The 16,363-nt window shown below is 71.5% G+C and carries 15 protein-coding genes and 1 tRNA gene; 13 read left to right on the top strand and 3 right to left on the bottom strand.

The features are described 5' to 3' along the window. The 12 genes from BW996_RS14235 (at position 1) to BW996_RS14290 (ending at position 11,826) form a co-directional block, all read left to right on the top strand. Positions 1 to 660, top strand: a complete 660-nt coding sequence (locus BW996_RS14235; RefSeq protein WP_037486091.1) for a DsbA family oxidoreductase — start codon at positions 1 to 3, stop codon at positions 658 to 660. A gap of 84 nt (positions 661 to 744) precedes the next feature. Continuing rightward, positions 745 to 1,998 carry a glutamate-5-semialdehyde dehydrogenase gene (locus tag BW996_RS14240; RefSeq protein WP_375132256.1) on the top strand — a complete coding sequence of 418 codons (1,254 nt, stop codon included), beginning with the start codon at positions 745 to 747 and terminating at the stop codon, positions 1,996 to 1,998. Next, positions 1,995 to 2,720 (top strand): 7-cyano-7-deazaguanine synthase QueC, encoded by a 726-nt coding sequence (gene queC / locus BW996_RS14245; RefSeq protein ID WP_037486095.1) that lies wholly within the window; start codon positions 1,995 to 1,997, stop codon positions 2,718 to 2,720. The genes BW996_RS14240 and queC overlap by 4 nt, the downstream gene beginning before the upstream one ends. Before the next feature lie 23 nt (positions 2,721 to 2,743). Beyond that, a complete protein-coding gene (locus BW996_RS14250; protein ID WP_037486097.1) occupies positions 2,744 to 3,343 on the top strand; it encodes a LemA family protein in 600 nt (199 codons plus the stop codon). Between the two features lie 149 nt (positions 3,344 to 3,492). Beyond that, the gene (locus tag BW996_RS14255) at positions 3,493 to 4,338 is read left to right on the top strand and encodes a hypothetical protein (RefSeq protein WP_037486099.1); all 846 of its coding nucleotides are present in this window, start codon (positions 3,493 to 3,495) and stop codon (positions 4,336 to 4,338) included. 43 nt (positions 4,339 to 4,381) lie between these two features. Further along, positions 4,382 to 5,770, top strand: coding sequence for a 16S rRNA (cytosine(967)-C(5))-methyltransferase RsmB (rsmB, locus tag BW996_RS14260; protein ID WP_245801918.1), 1,389 nt, complete (start codon positions 4,382 to 4,384; stop codon positions 5,768 to 5,770). Between the two features lie 15 nt (positions 5,771 to 5,785). After that, positions 5,786 to 6,385: a DUF4390 domain-containing protein gene (locus BW996_RS14265; protein ID WP_051632292.1), complete on the top strand. Its 600-nt coding sequence runs from the start codon at positions 5,786 to 5,788 to the stop codon at positions 6,383 to 6,385. Next, entirely contained in the window at positions 6,382 to 8,727 is a 2,346-nt protein-coding gene (locus tag BW996_RS14270) for a sensor histidine kinase (RefSeq protein ID WP_037485684.1), read from the top strand. Before BW996_RS14265 ends, BW996_RS14270 begins: the two co-directional genes overlap by 4 nt. A 6-nt stretch (positions 8,728 to 8,733) precedes the next feature. After that, a complete protein-coding gene (locus tag BW996_RS14275; RefSeq protein WP_037485681.1) occupies positions 8,734 to 9,501 on the top strand; it encodes a response regulator in 768 nt (255 codons plus the stop codon). Positions 9,502 to 9,574: 73 nt separating this feature from the next. After that, a tRNA-Phe gene (locus tag BW996_RS14280) sits at positions 9,575 to 9,650 on the top strand. An 82-nt stretch (positions 9,651 to 9,732) separates the two neighbouring features. Next, a complete protein-coding gene (locus BW996_RS14285) occupies positions 9,733 to 10,161 on the top strand; it encodes a YkgJ family cysteine cluster protein (protein ID WP_037485680.1) in 429 nt (142 codons plus the stop codon). Between the two features lie 126 nt (positions 10,162 to 10,287). Continuing rightward, a complete protein-coding gene (locus BW996_RS14290; RefSeq protein ID WP_076458968.1) occupies positions 10,288 to 11,826 on the top strand; it encodes a methyl-accepting chemotaxis protein in 1,539 nt (512 codons plus the stop codon). 17 nt (positions 11,827 to 11,843) lie between these two features. On the opposite strand, the gene BW996_RS14295 is transcribed toward BW996_RS14290, so the two are convergent. Both BW996_RS14295 and BW996_RS14300 read right to left on the bottom strand, forming a co-directional pair. Then, positions 11,844 to 12,455 carry a class I SAM-dependent methyltransferase gene (locus BW996_RS14295; protein WP_037481158.1) on the bottom strand — a complete coding sequence of 204 codons (612 nt, stop codon included), beginning with the start codon at positions 12,453 to 12,455 and terminating at the stop codon, positions 11,844 to 11,846. Then, positions 12,452 to 12,901, bottom strand: coding sequence for a rhodanese-like domain-containing protein (locus BW996_RS14300; RefSeq protein ID WP_037481155.1), 450 nt, complete (start codon positions 12,899 to 12,901; stop codon positions 12,452 to 12,454). Before BW996_RS14300 ends, BW996_RS14295 begins: the two co-directional genes overlap by 4 nt. 96 nt (positions 12,902 to 12,997) lie before the next feature. Between BW996_RS14300 and BW996_RS14305 the strand changes: the two genes are divergently transcribed. Next, on the top strand, positions 12,998 to 13,999 hold the full coding sequence (locus BW996_RS14305) for an SLAC1 anion channel family protein (RefSeq protein ID WP_037481153.1): 1,002 nt from the start codon (positions 12,998 to 13,000) through the stop codon (positions 13,997 to 13,999). On the opposite strand, the gene katG is transcribed toward BW996_RS14305, so the two are convergent. Next, a complete protein-coding gene (gene katG / locus BW996_RS14310) occupies positions 13,991 to 16,240 on the bottom strand; it encodes a catalase/peroxidase HPI (RefSeq protein WP_051631856.1) in 2,250 nt (749 codons plus the stop codon). The genes BW996_RS14305 and katG overlap by 9 nt on opposite strands. Positions 16,241 to 16,363 lie beyond the last annotated feature (123 nt).

Genomic DNA, 16,363 nt, shown 5'->3' on the forward strand with positions numbered 1-16,363 from the left:
ATGCTCGCGGGCATGAAGATCGACTTCGTCTCCGATGTTTCCTGCCCCTGGTGCGCGATCGGCCTGCATGCGCTGGAGCAGGCCCTGGACCGGGTCCGTGCCGACGGCATCAGCGCCACGCTGCATCCGCAGCCCTTCGAGCTGAATCCGGCGATGCCGCCGGAGGGCGAGGAGATCGTCGGCCACCTGACGCGCAAGTACGGCATCACGCCCGAGCAGGTCGCGGCCAACACCGAGGCCATCCGCCAGCGCGGCGCCAGCGTCGGCTTCACCTTCGGGCTGGGCAAGCGCAGCCGGATCTGGAACACCTTCGACGCGCATCGGCTGCTGCATCACGCCGGGCTGATCTCGCCCGAGGCGCAGCGCCGGCTCAAGCACGCGCTGCTGCGCGCCTACTTCACGCTGGGCCAGAACCCGGGCGCCCGCGACGTGCTGTGGCAGGCCGCGGCCGAGGCCGGGCTGGAAGCCGCCGAGGTCGACGCGGTGCTCTCGAGCGACCGCCATGCCGACGCGGTGCGCGAGCGCGAGCTGTTCTACCAGCAGCACGGCATCCGCTCGGTGCCGGCGATCATACTGAACGAACGCCACCTGATCTCCGGCGGCCAGCCGGTCGAGGTCTTCGAGCGGGCGCTGCGGCAGGTGGCGGCGCTGGAGGGCTGAGGCCCGCACACCCGGCCACCCTCTGCCACAATTCCACGCATGGACACGCCCGACACGCTCGCCCCCCAGGACATCACCGCCTACATGAACCGGGTCGGCGCTGCCGCCCGCAGCGCCGCCACCGCGATGGCCGCCGCCTCCACCGCCGCGAAGAACCGCACGCTGCTGGCGCTGGCGCGGCTGCTGCGCGAGAGCGGCCCGGCGCTCGACGCCGCGAACGCCCGTGATCTGGACGCGGCCGCGGCCGCCGGCCTCTCCGGCCCGATGCTCGACCGCCTGAAGCTCGGCGCGAAGGTCATCGCCACCGTGGCCGAGGGCTGCGAGCAGCTCGCCGCGATGCCGGACCCGATCGGCGAGATCACCGGCGTCAAGCGCCGCCCCACCGGCATCAGTGTCGGGCAGATGCGCGTGCCGCTGGGCGTGTTCGGCATGATCTACGAGAGCCGCCCGAACGTGACGATCGAGGCCGCCTCGCTGGCGATCAAGAGCGGCAACGCCTGCATCCTGCGCGGCGGCTCCGAGGCCATCCATTCCAACCTGGCGCTGTGGCGTCTGGTGCAGGCGGCGCTGGTCGAGGCCAGCCTGCCGGCCAGCGCGGTGCAGCTCGTCGAGACCACCGATCGCGCGGCGGTGGGCCGGCTGATCGCCATGCCCGAGTTCGTCGACGTCATCATCCCGCGCGGCGGCAAGGGCCTGATCGAGCGCATCTCGGCCGAGGCGCGCGTTCCCGTCATCAAGCACCTCGACGGCAACTGCCACACCTACATCGACGCGCAGGTCGACGTCGCGCAGGCGCTGGTGGTCACCGACAACGCCAAGACGCAGAAGTACAGCCCCTGCAACGCCACCGAGTCGCTGCTGGTGCATGCCGACCAGGCGGCGATCTTCCTGCCGCGGATCGGCGCGATCTTCGCCGCCAAGGGCGTGGAGATGCGCGGCTGCCCGCGCGCCAAGGCCATCCTGGCCGACGTGCCCGGCGCGACGGTGGTCGACGCGGTCGAGAGCGACTGGGCCGAGGAATACCTGGCGCCGGTGATCAGCGTGAAGGTGGTCGATTCGCTCGACGAGGCCATCGCCCACATCAACCGCTTCGGCAGCCACCACACCGACGCGATCCTGACCACCAACCACCCGAACGCGATGCGCTTCCTGCGCGAGGTCGATTCGGCCAGCGTGATGGTCAACGCCAGCACGCGCTTCGCCGACGGCTTCGAGTACGGCCTGGGCGCCGAGATCGGCATCTCCACCGACAAGTTCCACGCCCGCGGCCCGGTCGGCCTGGAGGGGCTGACCTCGATGAAGTGGGTGGTGCTCGGCCAGGGCGAGATCCGCCAATGAGCGCGCTGACGAACGCCGCGCGCGACCCGCGCACCGCGCTGGTGCTGTTCTCCGGCGGCCAGGACTCGACCACCTGCCTGGCCTGGGCGCTGGAGCGCTTCCAGCGGGTCGAGACGCTGGGCTTCGACTACGGCCAGCGCCATCACATCGAGATGGACTGCCGCCTGACGGTGCGCGAGGAGCTGCGTGCGGCCTTCCCGCACTGGGCCGCGCGCCTGGGCGAGGACCATGTGCTCGACCTGAGCCTGATCGGCCAGATCTCCGACACCGCGCTCACCACCGAGCGCGAGATCGAGCTGCAGGCCAACGGCCTGCCCAACACCTTCGTGCCCGGCCGCAACCTGCTGTTCCTCGGCTTCGCGGCGACGCTGGCCTACCGGCGCGGCGCCTCGGTGCTGGTGGGCGGCATGTGCGAGACCGACTACTCCGGCTACCCGGACTGCCGCGACAACACGATGAAGGCGCTGCAGGTGGCACTCTCGCTCGGGCTGGACACGGCCATGACGCTGGAGACGCCGCTGATGTTCCTGACCAAGGCCCAGACCTGGGACCTGGCCGAGCAGCTCGGCGGCCAGACGCTGGTCGAGCTGATCGTCGAGCACACCCACACCTGCTACCTGGGCGAGCGCGGCGCGCGTCACCCCTGGGGCCACGGCTGCGGCCACTGCCCGGCCTGCGAGCTGCGCCGCAGCGGCCACGCCGCCTGGCTGGCCGACGCCTGAGCGCGACCGGCCCGAGCCCGACCATGTCGATCCCCGTCCTGATCGTCGCCGCGCTGCTGTTCTTCTGGATCATCGGCGCGGCCCAGCGCCTGAAGCGCCTGCGCAGCGCCGCCACGACCCTGTTCGCGCCGCTGTCGAGCGACCTGAGACAGCGCCACGCCATCGCGCTGGCGCTGGCGCATGCCTCGCGGCCAATGCTCGGCGACGAGCATGCGCTGATCGTGCGACTGGTCGAGACCGCGCAGGCGGCCGGACACACGCTGGACGCCGCGCAGGCGCGCAGCATGCGCGGCACCGCGCTGCAGGCCATCGGCGAGGCGGAAGTCGCGCTGCTGCAGGCCCTGGACGCGCTGGCGCTGCATCTGCAGGACCTGACCTCCGGCAGCGGCCCGGTGGCCGCCATCACCGAGCTGCTGCGCCAGCGCGACACGCTGCAGGAGCAGCTCGCCGCCGACCGCCATCTCTACAACCATGCCGCGCAGACCTACAACGACGCGCTGCACCTCTTCCCGACCACGCTGGTGGCGACGCTGCTACGCCTGCGCGACGCTCCGCTGCTGGCCAGCGGCGCCGCGCCCTCCCGCGGTGGCGTGCTTGTCAGCCGCCCGACGCCGATGATCTGAGCTGCGATGCCGCAGCGCGGGAGTGATACCGCCGCGTGCCGTTGCGGTGCGGAAACGCACCTCTGAAAAAAACAATTCCCGGCTGGACAATCCCGTGTTCAAGGGGGCAAAGTGAGAAAAATTGCTGAATATGCAAGTTTTGTCTCACGATGCAGCACACCCTGACACGCGTTCAGCCTGAACTGGATGCCGACGGCCTGGCGGTCTGGCAGCAGCTCGGGCGCCTGTCCGGACCGGGCGAGCGCCAGGCTGCGGCGCTGGCGCTGCTGCTGTGGCCCGGCAACGATGCCGAGCGCCGCGCCTGGGACGAAACGGTGCGCGGCGTGCAGGGCGCCGCCTCGCTGCGCGATCGCATCGGCCGCCTGCCGCCTGCCGCCCGGCTGCCTGCGCTGGAGCGGCTGCTGCTGCGGATCACGCTGGAGCAGCCGCTGGAGGACCGCCAGATGCTGCTGCAGTCGGCGCGGCGGGTGATGTGCGCCGACGGTAGCGTCAGCGCGCTCGACCGACTGGCCTGGCTGGCGATGCGCCATCTGCTGGGCGGGCCGGTGCGGCTGCACCGCGGCGGACTGCGCGAGGACAACGAGCTGTCGCAGCTGCCGCTGGCGATGCGACAGGCCATCGCCAGCCTGAGCGCCTACCTGGCGCGCATGGTGCCCGAGCCGCCGCGGCGCGAGCGGGTCGATGCGGCCGGCGCCGCCTGGCATGACCGGGTGGTGCATGAGGTCTGGGGCTCGGCCTCCGTGCCGCCGCCCTGCCAGGTGCCCGATGTCGACCAGCTCGGCCGCGCGCTGCAGACGCTCGCCGGCTTGGGCTGGGTGCACCGGCCGCTGCTGGCGCGGGCCTGGGTCGATGCCGCCAACACCCGCCCCGGTCTGCGGACCCGGCTCGACGAGCCGCTGCCGGTCGCCGCCGAGGCGCTGCGCCTGGCCTGCGTGCTGATCGACACGCCGCTGCCACCGGTGCTGGCGGCGCACTTCATCCGCGAGCCGGCCTGAGACAGACTGCGGCGGACTGCGGCAGCCGCGTAGACTGCCGACCGTGAGACACGATTCCCCCTCCCCTGCCGGCGCGGCCTCGCCGGCCTCGCTGCCGCTGTCGCAGCTGCTGCACCACACTGCCGACACGGTGGCGGCCGTGCGCGCCGGCCGCTCGCTGTCCGATCTGCTGGCCGCCTGCCCGCCCCAGGCCCGCCCCGGCACCCAGGCGCTGAGCTTCCATGTGATGCGCTGGATGGGCGGTGCCCAGGCCGCTCGCGAGCGGCTCGCGCCGCGCCGGCCCGCCCCGGCGGTCGACGCGCTGCTGATCACCGCGCTGGCGCTGCTGTGGCCCGAGGCCGAGCCGCCCTATGCCGAGCACACGCTGGTCGACCAGGCGGTGGCCTGCGCGCGCCGGCGCACTCCGGCCAGCGCCGGCTTCGTCAACGCGGTGCTGCGCCGTTTCCTGCGCGAGCGCGAGGCGCTGGTGCCGGCGCTGCGGCAGGAGGTGCCGGCGGCAAGGCACCAGCATCCGCGCTGGTGGATCGATCAGGTCCGGCGCGACTGGCCCGACCGCTGGGAGGCGCTGCTGGACGCCGCCAACCAGCCCGGCCCGATGATGCTGCGGGTCCACGCCCGCCACGGCAGCGCGGAGAGCTATGTCGCCGCGCTGGCCGAGGCCGGGCTGCAGGCCCATGCCGTCGGCGCCCGCACGCCGCAGGCGGTGCTGCTGGAAACGCCGGCGCCCGTGCAGGCGCTGCCCGGCTTCGCCGACGGGCGGGTGTCGGTGCAGGATCTCTCGGCGCAGCTGGCCGCGCCGCTGCTGCTCGGCGGCCTGCCCGGCAGCGAGCTGCCGGCGCTGCCGGCCGGCGCCCGGGTGCTCGACGCCTGTGCCGCGCCCGGCGGCAAGACCGCCCATCTGCTCGAGCTGGCCGACCTGGACGTGCTGGCCCTCGACGCCGACGCCAGCCGCCTGAAGCGGGTCGACGAGACCCTGGCGCGGCTGGGCCTGCAAGGCCGCACGCTCGCCGCCGATGCGCGCGACACCGCCGCCTGGTGGGACGGCCAGCCCTTCGACGCCATCCTGCTCGATGCGCCATGCAGCGCCTCGGGCATCGTGCGTCGCCACCCCGACGTGCGCTGGCTGCGCCGCGCCAGCGATATCACCGAGCTGGCACGCACCCAGACCGGCCTGCTCGAGGCGCTGTGGCCGCTGCTCAAGCCGGGCGGCCGGCTGCTCTACGCCACCTGCTCGATCTTCCGGGCCGAAGGCGCCGGGCAGATTTCATCATTTCTGCAACGCCATCCAGAGGCGCGTGCGCTGCGCGCGCCCGGCCATCTGCTGCCGCTGCCCGACAATCGGGCCGAAGCAGCCGGCGCGACATCGTCGCCGGCTGCCGGGTCGGGCGACGGATTCTTCTACGCCCTCCTGCACAAGTCACCCGCGTCCTGATCGACCTGACGGCCCGTGCCGAGACCGCCTGAACTTCGACTGCACCGCCGCCGGCTGCTGGCGCTGGCGGCCGCCGCGCTGCTGGCCGGGCATCTGCCGGCCCGGTCGGCGGCGCTCGACCTGGTGCGGCTCGATGCGCTGCGCAGCGACCAGGGCGTGCTGCTGAACTTCGAGACCCGATTCGAGCTGCCGCCGGCGGTGGAAGATGCGCTCAGCCGCGGCATCGCGCTGCATTTCTCGGCCGAGGCGGTGCTGATGCAGGCGCGCTGGTACTGGCGCGACAAGGAGCTGGCCCGGGTCAGCCGCACCTGGCGGCTGGCCTACCAGCCGCTGACGCTGAGCTACAAGGTCAGCCAGGGCGGGCTGTCGCAGAACTACCGCTCGCTTGGCGAGGCGCTGCGCGCGATGCAGCGCCTCACCCACTGGCGCATCGCCGATGCACAGACCGCCGACGAGGACCGCATGCGCCTCGAGTTCACCTACCGGCTCGACACCGAGCAGCTGCCGCGCACGATGCAGATCGGCATCGGCAGCCAGCCCGACTGGAACCTGCGTGCCAGCCGTTCGGTGCCGGTGTTCGATCTGCCACCCTCGGGCGGCGGAGCGCGACCTTGAGCCGCAGCTCGCTGCGCTGGACCGTCCTGATCGCGCTGCTGGCGATCGGGGGCACCGTGCTGGTGCTGGCCTTCCTGCTGTCGATCGCCACCAACAACCGGGTGCTCTACGAGCGCCACTACGAGTGGCTGCTGTGGGTCAACATCGGCGTGGCAGCCTCGCTGGGCCTGGTCATCGTCGCGGCGCTGGCGCAGCTGGTGCGGCGCATGCGCCACGGCAAGTTCGGCAGCCGGCTGCTGGTCAAGCTCGCGGCGATCTTCGCCTTCGTCGGGGTGGTGCCGGGCATGCTGATCTACGGCGTGTCCTACCAGTTCGTCTCTCGCTCGATCGAGAGCTGGTTCGATGTCGAGGTCGAGGGTGCGCTGGAGTCGGGCCTGAATCTCGGCCGTACCACGCTGCAGCTGCTGGTCAACGATGTGGCCGCCAAGACGCGACAGGCCGCCGAGACCAGCGCCGAGAGCGGCGCCGACCCGGGCAGCCGGGTGCAGCTGCTGATGCTCGAGCGGCTGCGCGAGCAGCTCGCCGCGCAGAGCGTGGCGGTGCTCTCGGGCAGCGGCCAGGTGCTGGCCAGCGCGGGCGGCGCCGTCGGCGCGGCGATGCTGCCGGATCGGCCCAGCCCCTCGCTGCTGCGCCAGGCGCGCAGCCAGCGGGTCTTCGCGCAGCTCGAGGGCCTGGACGCCGACACGCCGATCGACGGTGCGATCACCTCGGGCGGCCCGGTGCGGGTGCGGGCCATCGCCTGGATGCCTTCCACCTCGCTGAGCCTGGACAGTGCCGACCGCTATCTGCAGATCACCCAGACGGTGCCGCAGGAGCTGGTCGGCAACGCGCTGCGGGTGCAGCAGGCCTACAGCGAATACCAGGAACGCGCGCTCGGGCGCGAGGGCCTGAAGCGCATGTACATCGGCACGCTGACGCTCACGCTCATCCTGGGCATCTTCAGCGCGCTGCTGATGGCCGCCGGCCTGGGCCACCAGATCGGCCGACCGCTGGTGATGCTGGCCGAAGGCGTGCGCCAGGTCGCGCGCGGCGACCTGCGCCCGACCGCCGTCTTCGCCTCGCGCGACGAGCTCGGCGGCCTGACCCGCTCCTTCGCCGACATGACGCAGCAGCTCGCCGACGCGCGCGGCCTGGTGCAGCGCAGCCTCGCCGAGGCCGAGAGCGCCAAGGCGCACCTGCAGACCATCCTGGACAACCTCAGCTCCGGCGTGATCGTCTTCGAGGCCGACGGCCGCATCGACACCGTCAACCCCGGCGCCGCGCGCATTCTCAGCCTCGACCCCTCGGCCTGGACCCGGCATCCGATCGACCGCCTGCCCGGCCTGGAGACCTTCTCCGCCGCGGTGCTGGCGCGCTTCGAGGCGCATCTGCGCGACCTCGAGGACACCGGCGACGAGCCGGCCGGCGACGCGCACTGGCAGGAATCGCTCGAACTCGGCAGCACCGAGGCGCCGCAGACGCTGCTGGTGCGCGGCGCGCTGCTGCCCGAAGGCGCGCGGCTGCTGGTCTTCGACGACATCTCCGACGTGGTGGTCGCGCAGCGCAGCGTCGCCTGGGCCGAGGTGGCACGCCGGCTGGCCCACGAGATCAAGAATCCGCTCACGCCCATCCAGCTCTCGGCCGAGCGGCTGCAGCACAAGCTCGAGGCCAAGCTGACCGGCACCGACCAGCAGATGCTGGTGCGCTCGGTGGGCACCATCGTCACCCAGGTGCAGGCGATGAAGACGCTGGTCAACGAGTTCCGCGACTACGCGCGGCTGCCCTCGGCCCGACTGGAGCCGCTGGACCTCAACGCGCTGGTCGTCGAGGTCCTGGGCCTGTACGCGGCGCAGCAGGAAAGCGGCCGGCTGCGCGCCGAGCTCGCGCCTGAGCTGCCGCTTCTGGCCGGTGACGCCAGCCAGCTGCGCCAGGTCATCCACAACCTGGTGCAGAACGCGCTCGACGCGGTGGCCGATCTTCCGGACGGTCTGGCCATCGTCTCGACCGAGTGCACCCGACCGGATGACGGCCAGACGCGTGCCATTCGCCTCAAGGTGATGGACAATGGCCCCGGTTTCTCGGAAAAAGTTCTCAAGCGTGCATTCGAACCCTATGTCACCACGAAGGCCCGCGGCACCGGCCTGGGGCTGGCCGTGGTGAAGAAGATCGTCGAGGAACACGGTGCGCGCATCCGCCTGGGCAACCTCGCCGACGAGGCGCAGGACCCGGCCGCGGGACCGGCGCGGACCGGCGCCCAAGTTTCGATATCATTTTCGCGATGGGCCCGAGGCGGGGGAACGCCTGCGGGCAACGAGCCCGGACGCCACCGAATCCCACCCTCCCCCGACGTCAGCGCGTCCTGATCACTCATGGCCAACATACTTGTCGTCGACGACGAAATGGGCATCAGAGCCCTGCTGCAAGAGATCCTGACCGACGAAGGTCACTCCGTCGAGCTGGCGGAGAACGCCGCGCAGGCGCGCATGCTGCGCGAGCGCCAGCGTCCGGATCTTGTCCTTCTTGACATCTGGATGCCCGACGTCGACGGCATCACGCTGCTGAAGGAGTGGAACAGCGGCGCGCAGCTGACGATGCCGGTCATCATGATGTCCGGCCACGGCACCATCGACACCGCGGTCGAGGCAACCAAATACGGCGCGATGGCCTTCCTGGAGAAGCCGATCACGCTGCAGAAACTGCTGCGCGCGGTCGAGCAGGGGCTGGCCAAGCCGCAGCCGGCCCGCACCGGACCCGGAGAAGTCACCGCCAGCCTGGCGCCCCAGCGCCTGGACCGTATCGACCTCCCTGGCAGCGAGCCGGTGGCGGTCAGTGCTGCACCGGCTCACGGCGGCTATGTGCCAACGATCCAGAGCCTGAACAGCCACGCGCATCAGGCCGTCTCTGCCGGCATCACGATGGCCAGCGGCCCACAGGCCGATCAGAGCTTCAACCTCGACCGCCCGCTGCGCGAGGCGCGCGACGCCTTCGAGAAGGCCTACTTCGAGTTCCACCTGGTCCGCGAGAACGGCAGCATGACCCGCGTGGCCGAGCGCACCGGCCTGGAGCGCACCCACCTCTACCGCAAGCTCAAGCAGCTCGGCGTCGACCTCAGCCGCAACAAGCGCGGCGCAGGCTGAACACGGTCAGAAAAAAATCTCGCCGAAACGCTTGCAACCTCGGAAGAATACGTGCCATAATTCCCTTCTCGACGGCCAAGTAGCTCAGTTGGTAGAGCAGCGGATTGAAAATCCGCGTGTCGGTGGTTCGATTCCGCCCTTGGCCACCAGAACAAGAGAAGCCCGCTTGATTTCAAGCGGGCTTCTTGCTTTTCCGGTTCGATTGTTCGATTCGCCTGTGCCTGTGCCCGCATGAGATCCCCGATCCACATCGTCGACGTCGATCGCCTCGAGACCTGGACGCGCTGGCGCGCCGGCCTGTGCGACCGCTGCGCGGCCAACTGCTGCACGATGCCGGTCGAGGTGCGGCTGCCCGATCTGGTGCGCCTCGGTCTGGTCGACCCGTTCGAGGCCGAGCACGAGGAGCCCCGCCTGATCGCCCGCCGGCTGGTCAAGGCCCGCCAGGTCGAGCGCTACAACCAGAAGAACGGCATCTTCACGATGGCGCGCCGCGCCAACGGCGACTGCCAGTTCCTCGACACGAACACCCGCCGCTGCACTGTCTACGAGAACCGCCCGAACACCTGCCGCAAGCACCCGCAGGTCGGACCGAAGCCGGGGCACTGTCCCTACGGTGCGCGCCGGACCGAGAGCAAGGACAGCCATTTCCGAAAATCCTGACCGGCTCCGCGCTCTTCATGCCGGCTTGAGCACGAATCGCACCTTCGCTACCGCGCTTTTCGGCTGCTGGAGTGCGCCGACGCTCGCCAAGATGCGCACCTGACTCATCACGCACGGGATTCAACGATGAAGATGCGCTCCCAGATCATCGCGCTCGGCTTGGCCGGCGTGGCGGCGGCCGCGGCGACCGGAGGCATCGGCCTGCTGTCCGGGCGTCACATGAGCGGCACGCTCAGCGACGTGATCGGCACCAGCCAGGCCCTGCAGCACAGCCAGGCGGCCGACATGATGCATGACGCCGTGCGCGGCGATGCCCAACTGGCGGCGCTGGGCGCGCTGCAGAACGACCCGGCGCGCATCGACGAGGCCCAGAAGGATCTGCGCGAGCACGGCCAGAACTTCGATCAGCGGCTCAAGGCGCTGCGCGCGCTGCCGCTGAATGCGGCGACGCTGGCTGCGCTCGACGCGGTCGAGCCTAAGGTGCGGGTCTATCTGGACACCGCCAGCCGGGTGGTGACCGGCGCGCGCAGCAATCCGGCGGGCATGCAGCAGGATCTGCAGGCGCTGGAGACCAGCTTTGAGGCGCTGGAAGATGCCATGGAAAAGCTCTCCGACAGCATCAACAGCAGCCATCATGCGCAGAACGAGGCCGCCGGCGCTGCCGTGGCCCGGACGCAATGGCTGATCGCCGCCACGCTGCTGGTGACTGGCGCGCTGCTGGCCGGCGCGGCCGTCTGGCTCAGCGGCCAGATGACCCGGCCGATGCGCTCGGCGGTCGAGGCGGCCGATGCGCTCGCCGCGGGCGACCTCAGCCGCCGCATCGAACCCGAAGGCAACGACGAGACCCGCCAGCTGCTCGACGCGATGGCGCGCATGCGCGACAGCCTGCGCGACATCGTCCAGCATGTGAAGTCCAACGCCGACGAGGTGGCCAACGCCAGCCTGCAGATCGCGCAGGGCAACCAGGACCTGAGCCGCCGCACCGAGGAGCAGGCTTTCGGCCTGCAGCAGACCGCCTCGACGATGGACCAGCTCAACTCGACCGTCAGCCACAACGCCGGCAACGCGCAGAAGGCCAATGCGCTGGCCAGCAGCGCCGCCTCGATCGCCGTGCAGGGCGGCCGGGTGGTCGACGAGGTGGTCGAGACGATGCGCGGCATCAACGGCAGCTCGAAGAAGATCGCCGACATCATCGGCGTGATCGACGGCATCGCCTTCCAGACCAACATCCTGGCGCTGAACGCGGCGGTGGAAGCCGCACGCGCCGGCGAGCAGGGCCGGGGCTTCGCGGTGGTCGCCACCGAGGTGCGCAACCACGCGCAGCGCTCGGCCGCGGCCGCCCGCGAGATCAAGACGCTGATCACCGGCAGCGTCACGCAGGTCGAGCAGGGCACGCACCTGGTCGATCAGGCCGGCCGGACCATGCAGGAGATCGTCAGCTCGATCGAGCAGGTCAGCCAGATCGTCGCGCAGATCAGCCACGCCAGCGCCGAGCAGAGCGTCGGCGTCAGCCACATCGGCGAGGCGGTGACGAAGATGGACCAGGCCACGCAGCAGAACGCCGCGCTGGTCGAGCAGTCAGCCGCCGCGGCCGACGGCCTGAAGCGTCAGGCGCAGGACCTAGTGGGCGCGGTCGCCGCCTTCAGGCTCGACCACCACGCCTGATCGGCCCGGGCGCGGCCTCAGCCGCGCCGGCGCGCGCTCCAGCGCGTCACCCGTGCCGCGCCCTGGTGGCCCGGGCCCTCATCGAGCATCACCTCGCCCTGCCAGCCCGACATCTCCTCGCAGAGCCCGCCGAAGTCGGCGCGCAGATCCTCCAGCGTGCAGAGCATGTCGAGGTCGCGCGGCCCGCCGCTATCGCGGCCGAGCTGCGTGGGATGAAAGGCCTCGACGATCACCCGCCCGCCCGGGCGCAGCCCCTGCGCCAGCCGGCGATGCACCTGGGTGCGCCAGGCCGAGGGCAGATGCACGTAGATCAGCACCAGCGCGTCCCAGGCGCCCGGCACCGGCGCCCAGACCTCCAGATCGCCCAGCTCGACATCGAGGTCGACACCGCGCTGGCGCGCCAGCAGCAAGGCCTTGTCGAGCCCGACCGGCGAAGCATCGACCGAGCAGACACGGTGCCCCTGCTGGGCCAGCCACACGCCATTGCGCCCTTCGCCGTCGCCGGGCACCAGCACGCGCGAGCCCGGCGCCAGCCGCGTCGCCTCGGCGCGCAGGAAGGCGTTGGGCTCCAGGCCGTACTTGAAGGTCTCGCCCGCGAAGCGCTGATCCCAGAACTGGCGTGCGCTCATGAGCCGCTCCCGGCCTGGCCAGCCGGCGCAGGCGCCACCATCGGCCAGCCCCGCCCGGCCCAGCCGCTCATGCCAGAACTGACATGGCGCACATTCGTGTAGCCGCGCTCGTGCAGCAGCGTCGCCACCCGGGCGGAACGGTTCTGGGTATTGCAGATCAGCAGCACCGGCTGGGCGGGATCACGCGGGATCTCGGCCAGCCGCGCCTCGAGCTGGCTCATCGGCAGCAGCCGCATGCCGGCGGCGACCCCGGTGGCATGCTCGTGCGGCTCGCGAATGTCGAACACCAGCGCACGACCGGCATCGAGCTCGGCGCGGGCAGTCTCGAGCGAGACCGGGGCATCGGGGCCACCGGCCGGCGAACAGGCCGTCAGCCAGGACAGCGGCAGCGCGGCAGCCAGCAGGCCCAGCGCCCGCCGGCGGGATCGGATCGGAAGATTCGGCATGAGCGGCGTTATACCCGGGCCGCTGCGCGCCGGACGTGCGCAGGATCATGCCCTGCCCGCCTCGCCCGAGCGGGCGACTCGCTACAGTGCGGCCTCATGGCTGCCGCACCCGCACTGAAATTCCTCTCCCCCGCCTGGTTCTCGATCGTCATGGGCCTGTCCGGGCTGGCGCTGGCCTGGCGGCGCGCGGTGCCGCTGATGGGCGAGCCGGCGCTGGCGCTGTCGATCGCGCTGGGCGGGCTGGCGGCGGCGGTCTTCCTGGTGCTGGCCGGCCTGAGCGTGCTGCGGCTGCAGCGCCACCCCGAGGCCTGGGCGGAGGACCTGCGCCATCCGGTGCGCCATGTCTTCCTCGCGACGCTGCCGGTGTCGCTGATCCTGCTGGCGACGCTGGGCGTGGCGCTGGACGGGCCCGGCGCGCTGGCCTCGGCCGTCTGGTGGACGGGCAGCCTCGGCCAGCTCGCGGTGACCGTCTGGGTGCTGTCGCGCTGGTGGGCCGGCAACCGCGCCGGCGGCCTGCAGTGGGCGACGGTCACGCCGGTGCTGATCATCGCGGTGGTCGGCAACGTGCTGGTGCCGCTGGCCGGCGTCGAGCTCGGTCATGCCGAGTGGGCGGCGGCGCAGTTCGGCATCGGGCTGCTGTTCTGGCCGCTGGTGATGGCGCTGCTGCTGGTGCGCATCGCCTCGCAGGGCCTGTGGCCGGAGCGGCTGATGCCCGCCAACTTCATCCTGGTGGCGCCGCCGGCGGTGATCGGCCTGTCGGCGCTGGCGCTGGGCGCGCCGGCGCTGGTCGGCTGGATGGCCTGGGGCGTGGCGCTGGCCTGCTTCCTGTGGGTGGCGACGCAGGGCCAGCGCATCGTCTCGCAGGCCTTCTCCGTCGGGCACTGGGCGGTGTCCTTCCCGCTGGCGGCCTTTGCCGGGCTGACGCTGGAGCTGGGCCGCCACGGCAGCGGCGGCCCCATGCCGGTGCTGGGCCCGCTGCTGCTGGCCTTCGCGTCGGTGATCGTGCTCGGGCTGTCGATGGGCACGGTGCGCGGCCTGCGCCAGCGCACCCTGCTCGCGCCGGAGCCGGTCGCGACGATCACGCCGATCTCAGGCTGAGGCGCGCCGATCCGCCCAGGCCGCGCCGGGCACGTCGAAGCGGTCGGCGTTCATCACCTTGACCCAGGCGGCGACGAAGTCGCGCACGAACTTCTCGCGGCTGTCGTCCTGGGCATAGAGCTCGGCATAGGCGCGCAGCACCGAGTTCGAGCCGAAGACCAGATCGACCCGGCTCGCCGTCCAGCGCACCGTACCGGTGGCACGATCGCGCAGCTCGTAGCGGTTGCGGCCCACCGGCGTCCAGGCGAGGCCCATGTCGGTCAGCTGGACGAAGAAGTCGTTCGACAGCACGCCGACCCGGTCGGTGAACACGCCGTCACGGCTGCCGCCGTGATTGACGCCCAGCACGCGCAGGCCGCCGACCAGCACCGTCATCTCGCAGGCGCTCAGCCCCATCAGCTGCGCGCGGTCGAGCAGCAGCTCCTCGGGCATGACCGCGAAGTCCTGCCGCATCGCGTTGCGGAAGCCATCGGCCAGCGGCTCCAGCACCGCGAAGGAGGCCGCATCGGTCATCGCGTCGGTGGCGTCGCCGCGGCCGGGCAGGAAGGGCACGGCGATGTCCACGCCCGCCGCCTGCGCCGCCTCCTCAACGCCCAGGCTGCCGGCCAGCACGATCACGTCGGCCACGCTGGCGCCGGTGTCGGCGGCGATGCGCTCGTACACCGCCAGCACCCGCGCCAGGCGCTCAGGCTCGTTGCCGGCCCAGTCCTTCTGCGGCGCCAGGCGGATGCGCGCGCCGTTGGCGCCGCCGCGCTTGTCCGAGCCGCGGAAGGTGCGCGCGCTGTCCCAGGCGGTGGCGATGCGATCGGCCCGGCTCAGGCCGCTGGCGCGGATCTGCGCCCGCACCGCGTCCAGGTCGATGTCGCTGCGGCCCGCCGGCACCGGGTCCTGCCAGATCAGGTCATCGGCCGGCACGTCCGGGCCGAGGTAGCGCACCTTCGGGCCCATGTCGCGGTGCGTCAGCTTGAACCAGGCCCGGGCAAAGACCGCGCTGAAATGCGCCGGGTCGCGGTGGAAGCGCTCGGCGATCGGCCGGTAGAGCGGATCCATCTTCAGCGCCATGTCGGCGTCGGTCATGATCGGATTGCAGCGGATCGAGGCGTCCTCGACATCGACCGGGCGGTCCTCGTCGCGGATGTCGACCGGCTCCCACTGCCAGGCGCCGGCCGGGCTCTTGCGCAGCGTCCATTCGTGGCCGAACAGCATGTCGAAGTAGCCGTTGTCCCACTGCGTCGGATGGGTGGTCCAGGCGCCCTCGATGCCGCTGGTCACCGCATCGCGGCCGATGCCGCGGCCGCTGCGGGCGTTCCAGCCCAGGCCCTGCTCGTGCAGCTCGGCGCCTTCCGGCGCGGGGCCGAGCTGCGCGGCGTCGCCGTTGCCGTGCGCCTTGCCGACGGTGTGGCCGCCGGCGGTCAGCGCCACCGTCTCCTCGTCGTCCATCGCCATGCGGGCGAAGGTCTCGCGCATGTCGCGGGCGGTGCGCAGCGGGTCGGGCTGGCCGTCGACGCCCTCCGGGTTCACGTAGATCAGGCCCATCATCACCGCGGCGAGCGGGTTTTCGAGCGTGCGCTCGCCCTCAGCGCTGCCGGCGTAGCGGCTGCCCTCGCTGCCGGTGGGCGCCAGCCAGGCCTGCTCCGAACCCCAGTAGATGTCCTTCTCGGGATGCCAGACATCCTCGCGGCCGAAGGCGAAGCCGTAGGTCTTCAGCCCCATCGACTCGTAGGCCATGTTGCCGGCCAGGATCATCAGATCGGCCCAGCTGATGCGCCGGCCGTACTTCTTCTTGATCGGCCAGAGCAGGCGCCGCGCCTTGTCGAGGTTGCCGTTGTCGGGCCAGGAGTTCAGCGGCGCGAAGCGCTGGCTGCCGCTGCCAGCGCCGCCACGGCCGTCGGCGATGCGGTAGGTGCCGGCCGAGTGCCAGGCCATGCGGATCATCAGGCCGCCGTAGTGGCCCCAGTCGGCCGGCCACCAGGGCTGGCTGTCGGTCATCAGCGCCTTCAGGTCGCGCTTGAGCGCCTCCACATCGAGCTGGCGCAGCTCGTCGCGGTAGCTGAAGCCCGCGCCCATCGGGTCGGTGCGGGTGTCGTGCTGGTGCAGGATGTCCAGGTTCAGCGCCCGCGGCCACCAGCGCATCGCGCCGGCTGACTGGCCGGCGGAGGTCGGGCTGCCGTGCATCACCGGGCACTGCCCGCTGCGCGTCGTGGGGCTCGTCGGGCTCGTGGGGGTCGAAGGGGTGCTCATCGGGTCTCTCCTGGGGGACAGGCAATGCGGGCGCCGGAAAGCACCCGCCGGGATGAAGAGACTTTAGATGTCGGCCATCAATCGATCCATTTGAATAGATTCATTTCATCGATAGCCTTCAGC

The sequence above is a fragment of the Sphaerotilus natans genome, from assembly GCF_900156335.1.
In the GTDB taxonomy this organism is placed as follows: domain Bacteria; phylum Pseudomonadota; class Gammaproteobacteria; order Burkholderiales; family Burkholderiaceae_C; genus Sphaerotilus; species Sphaerotilus natans.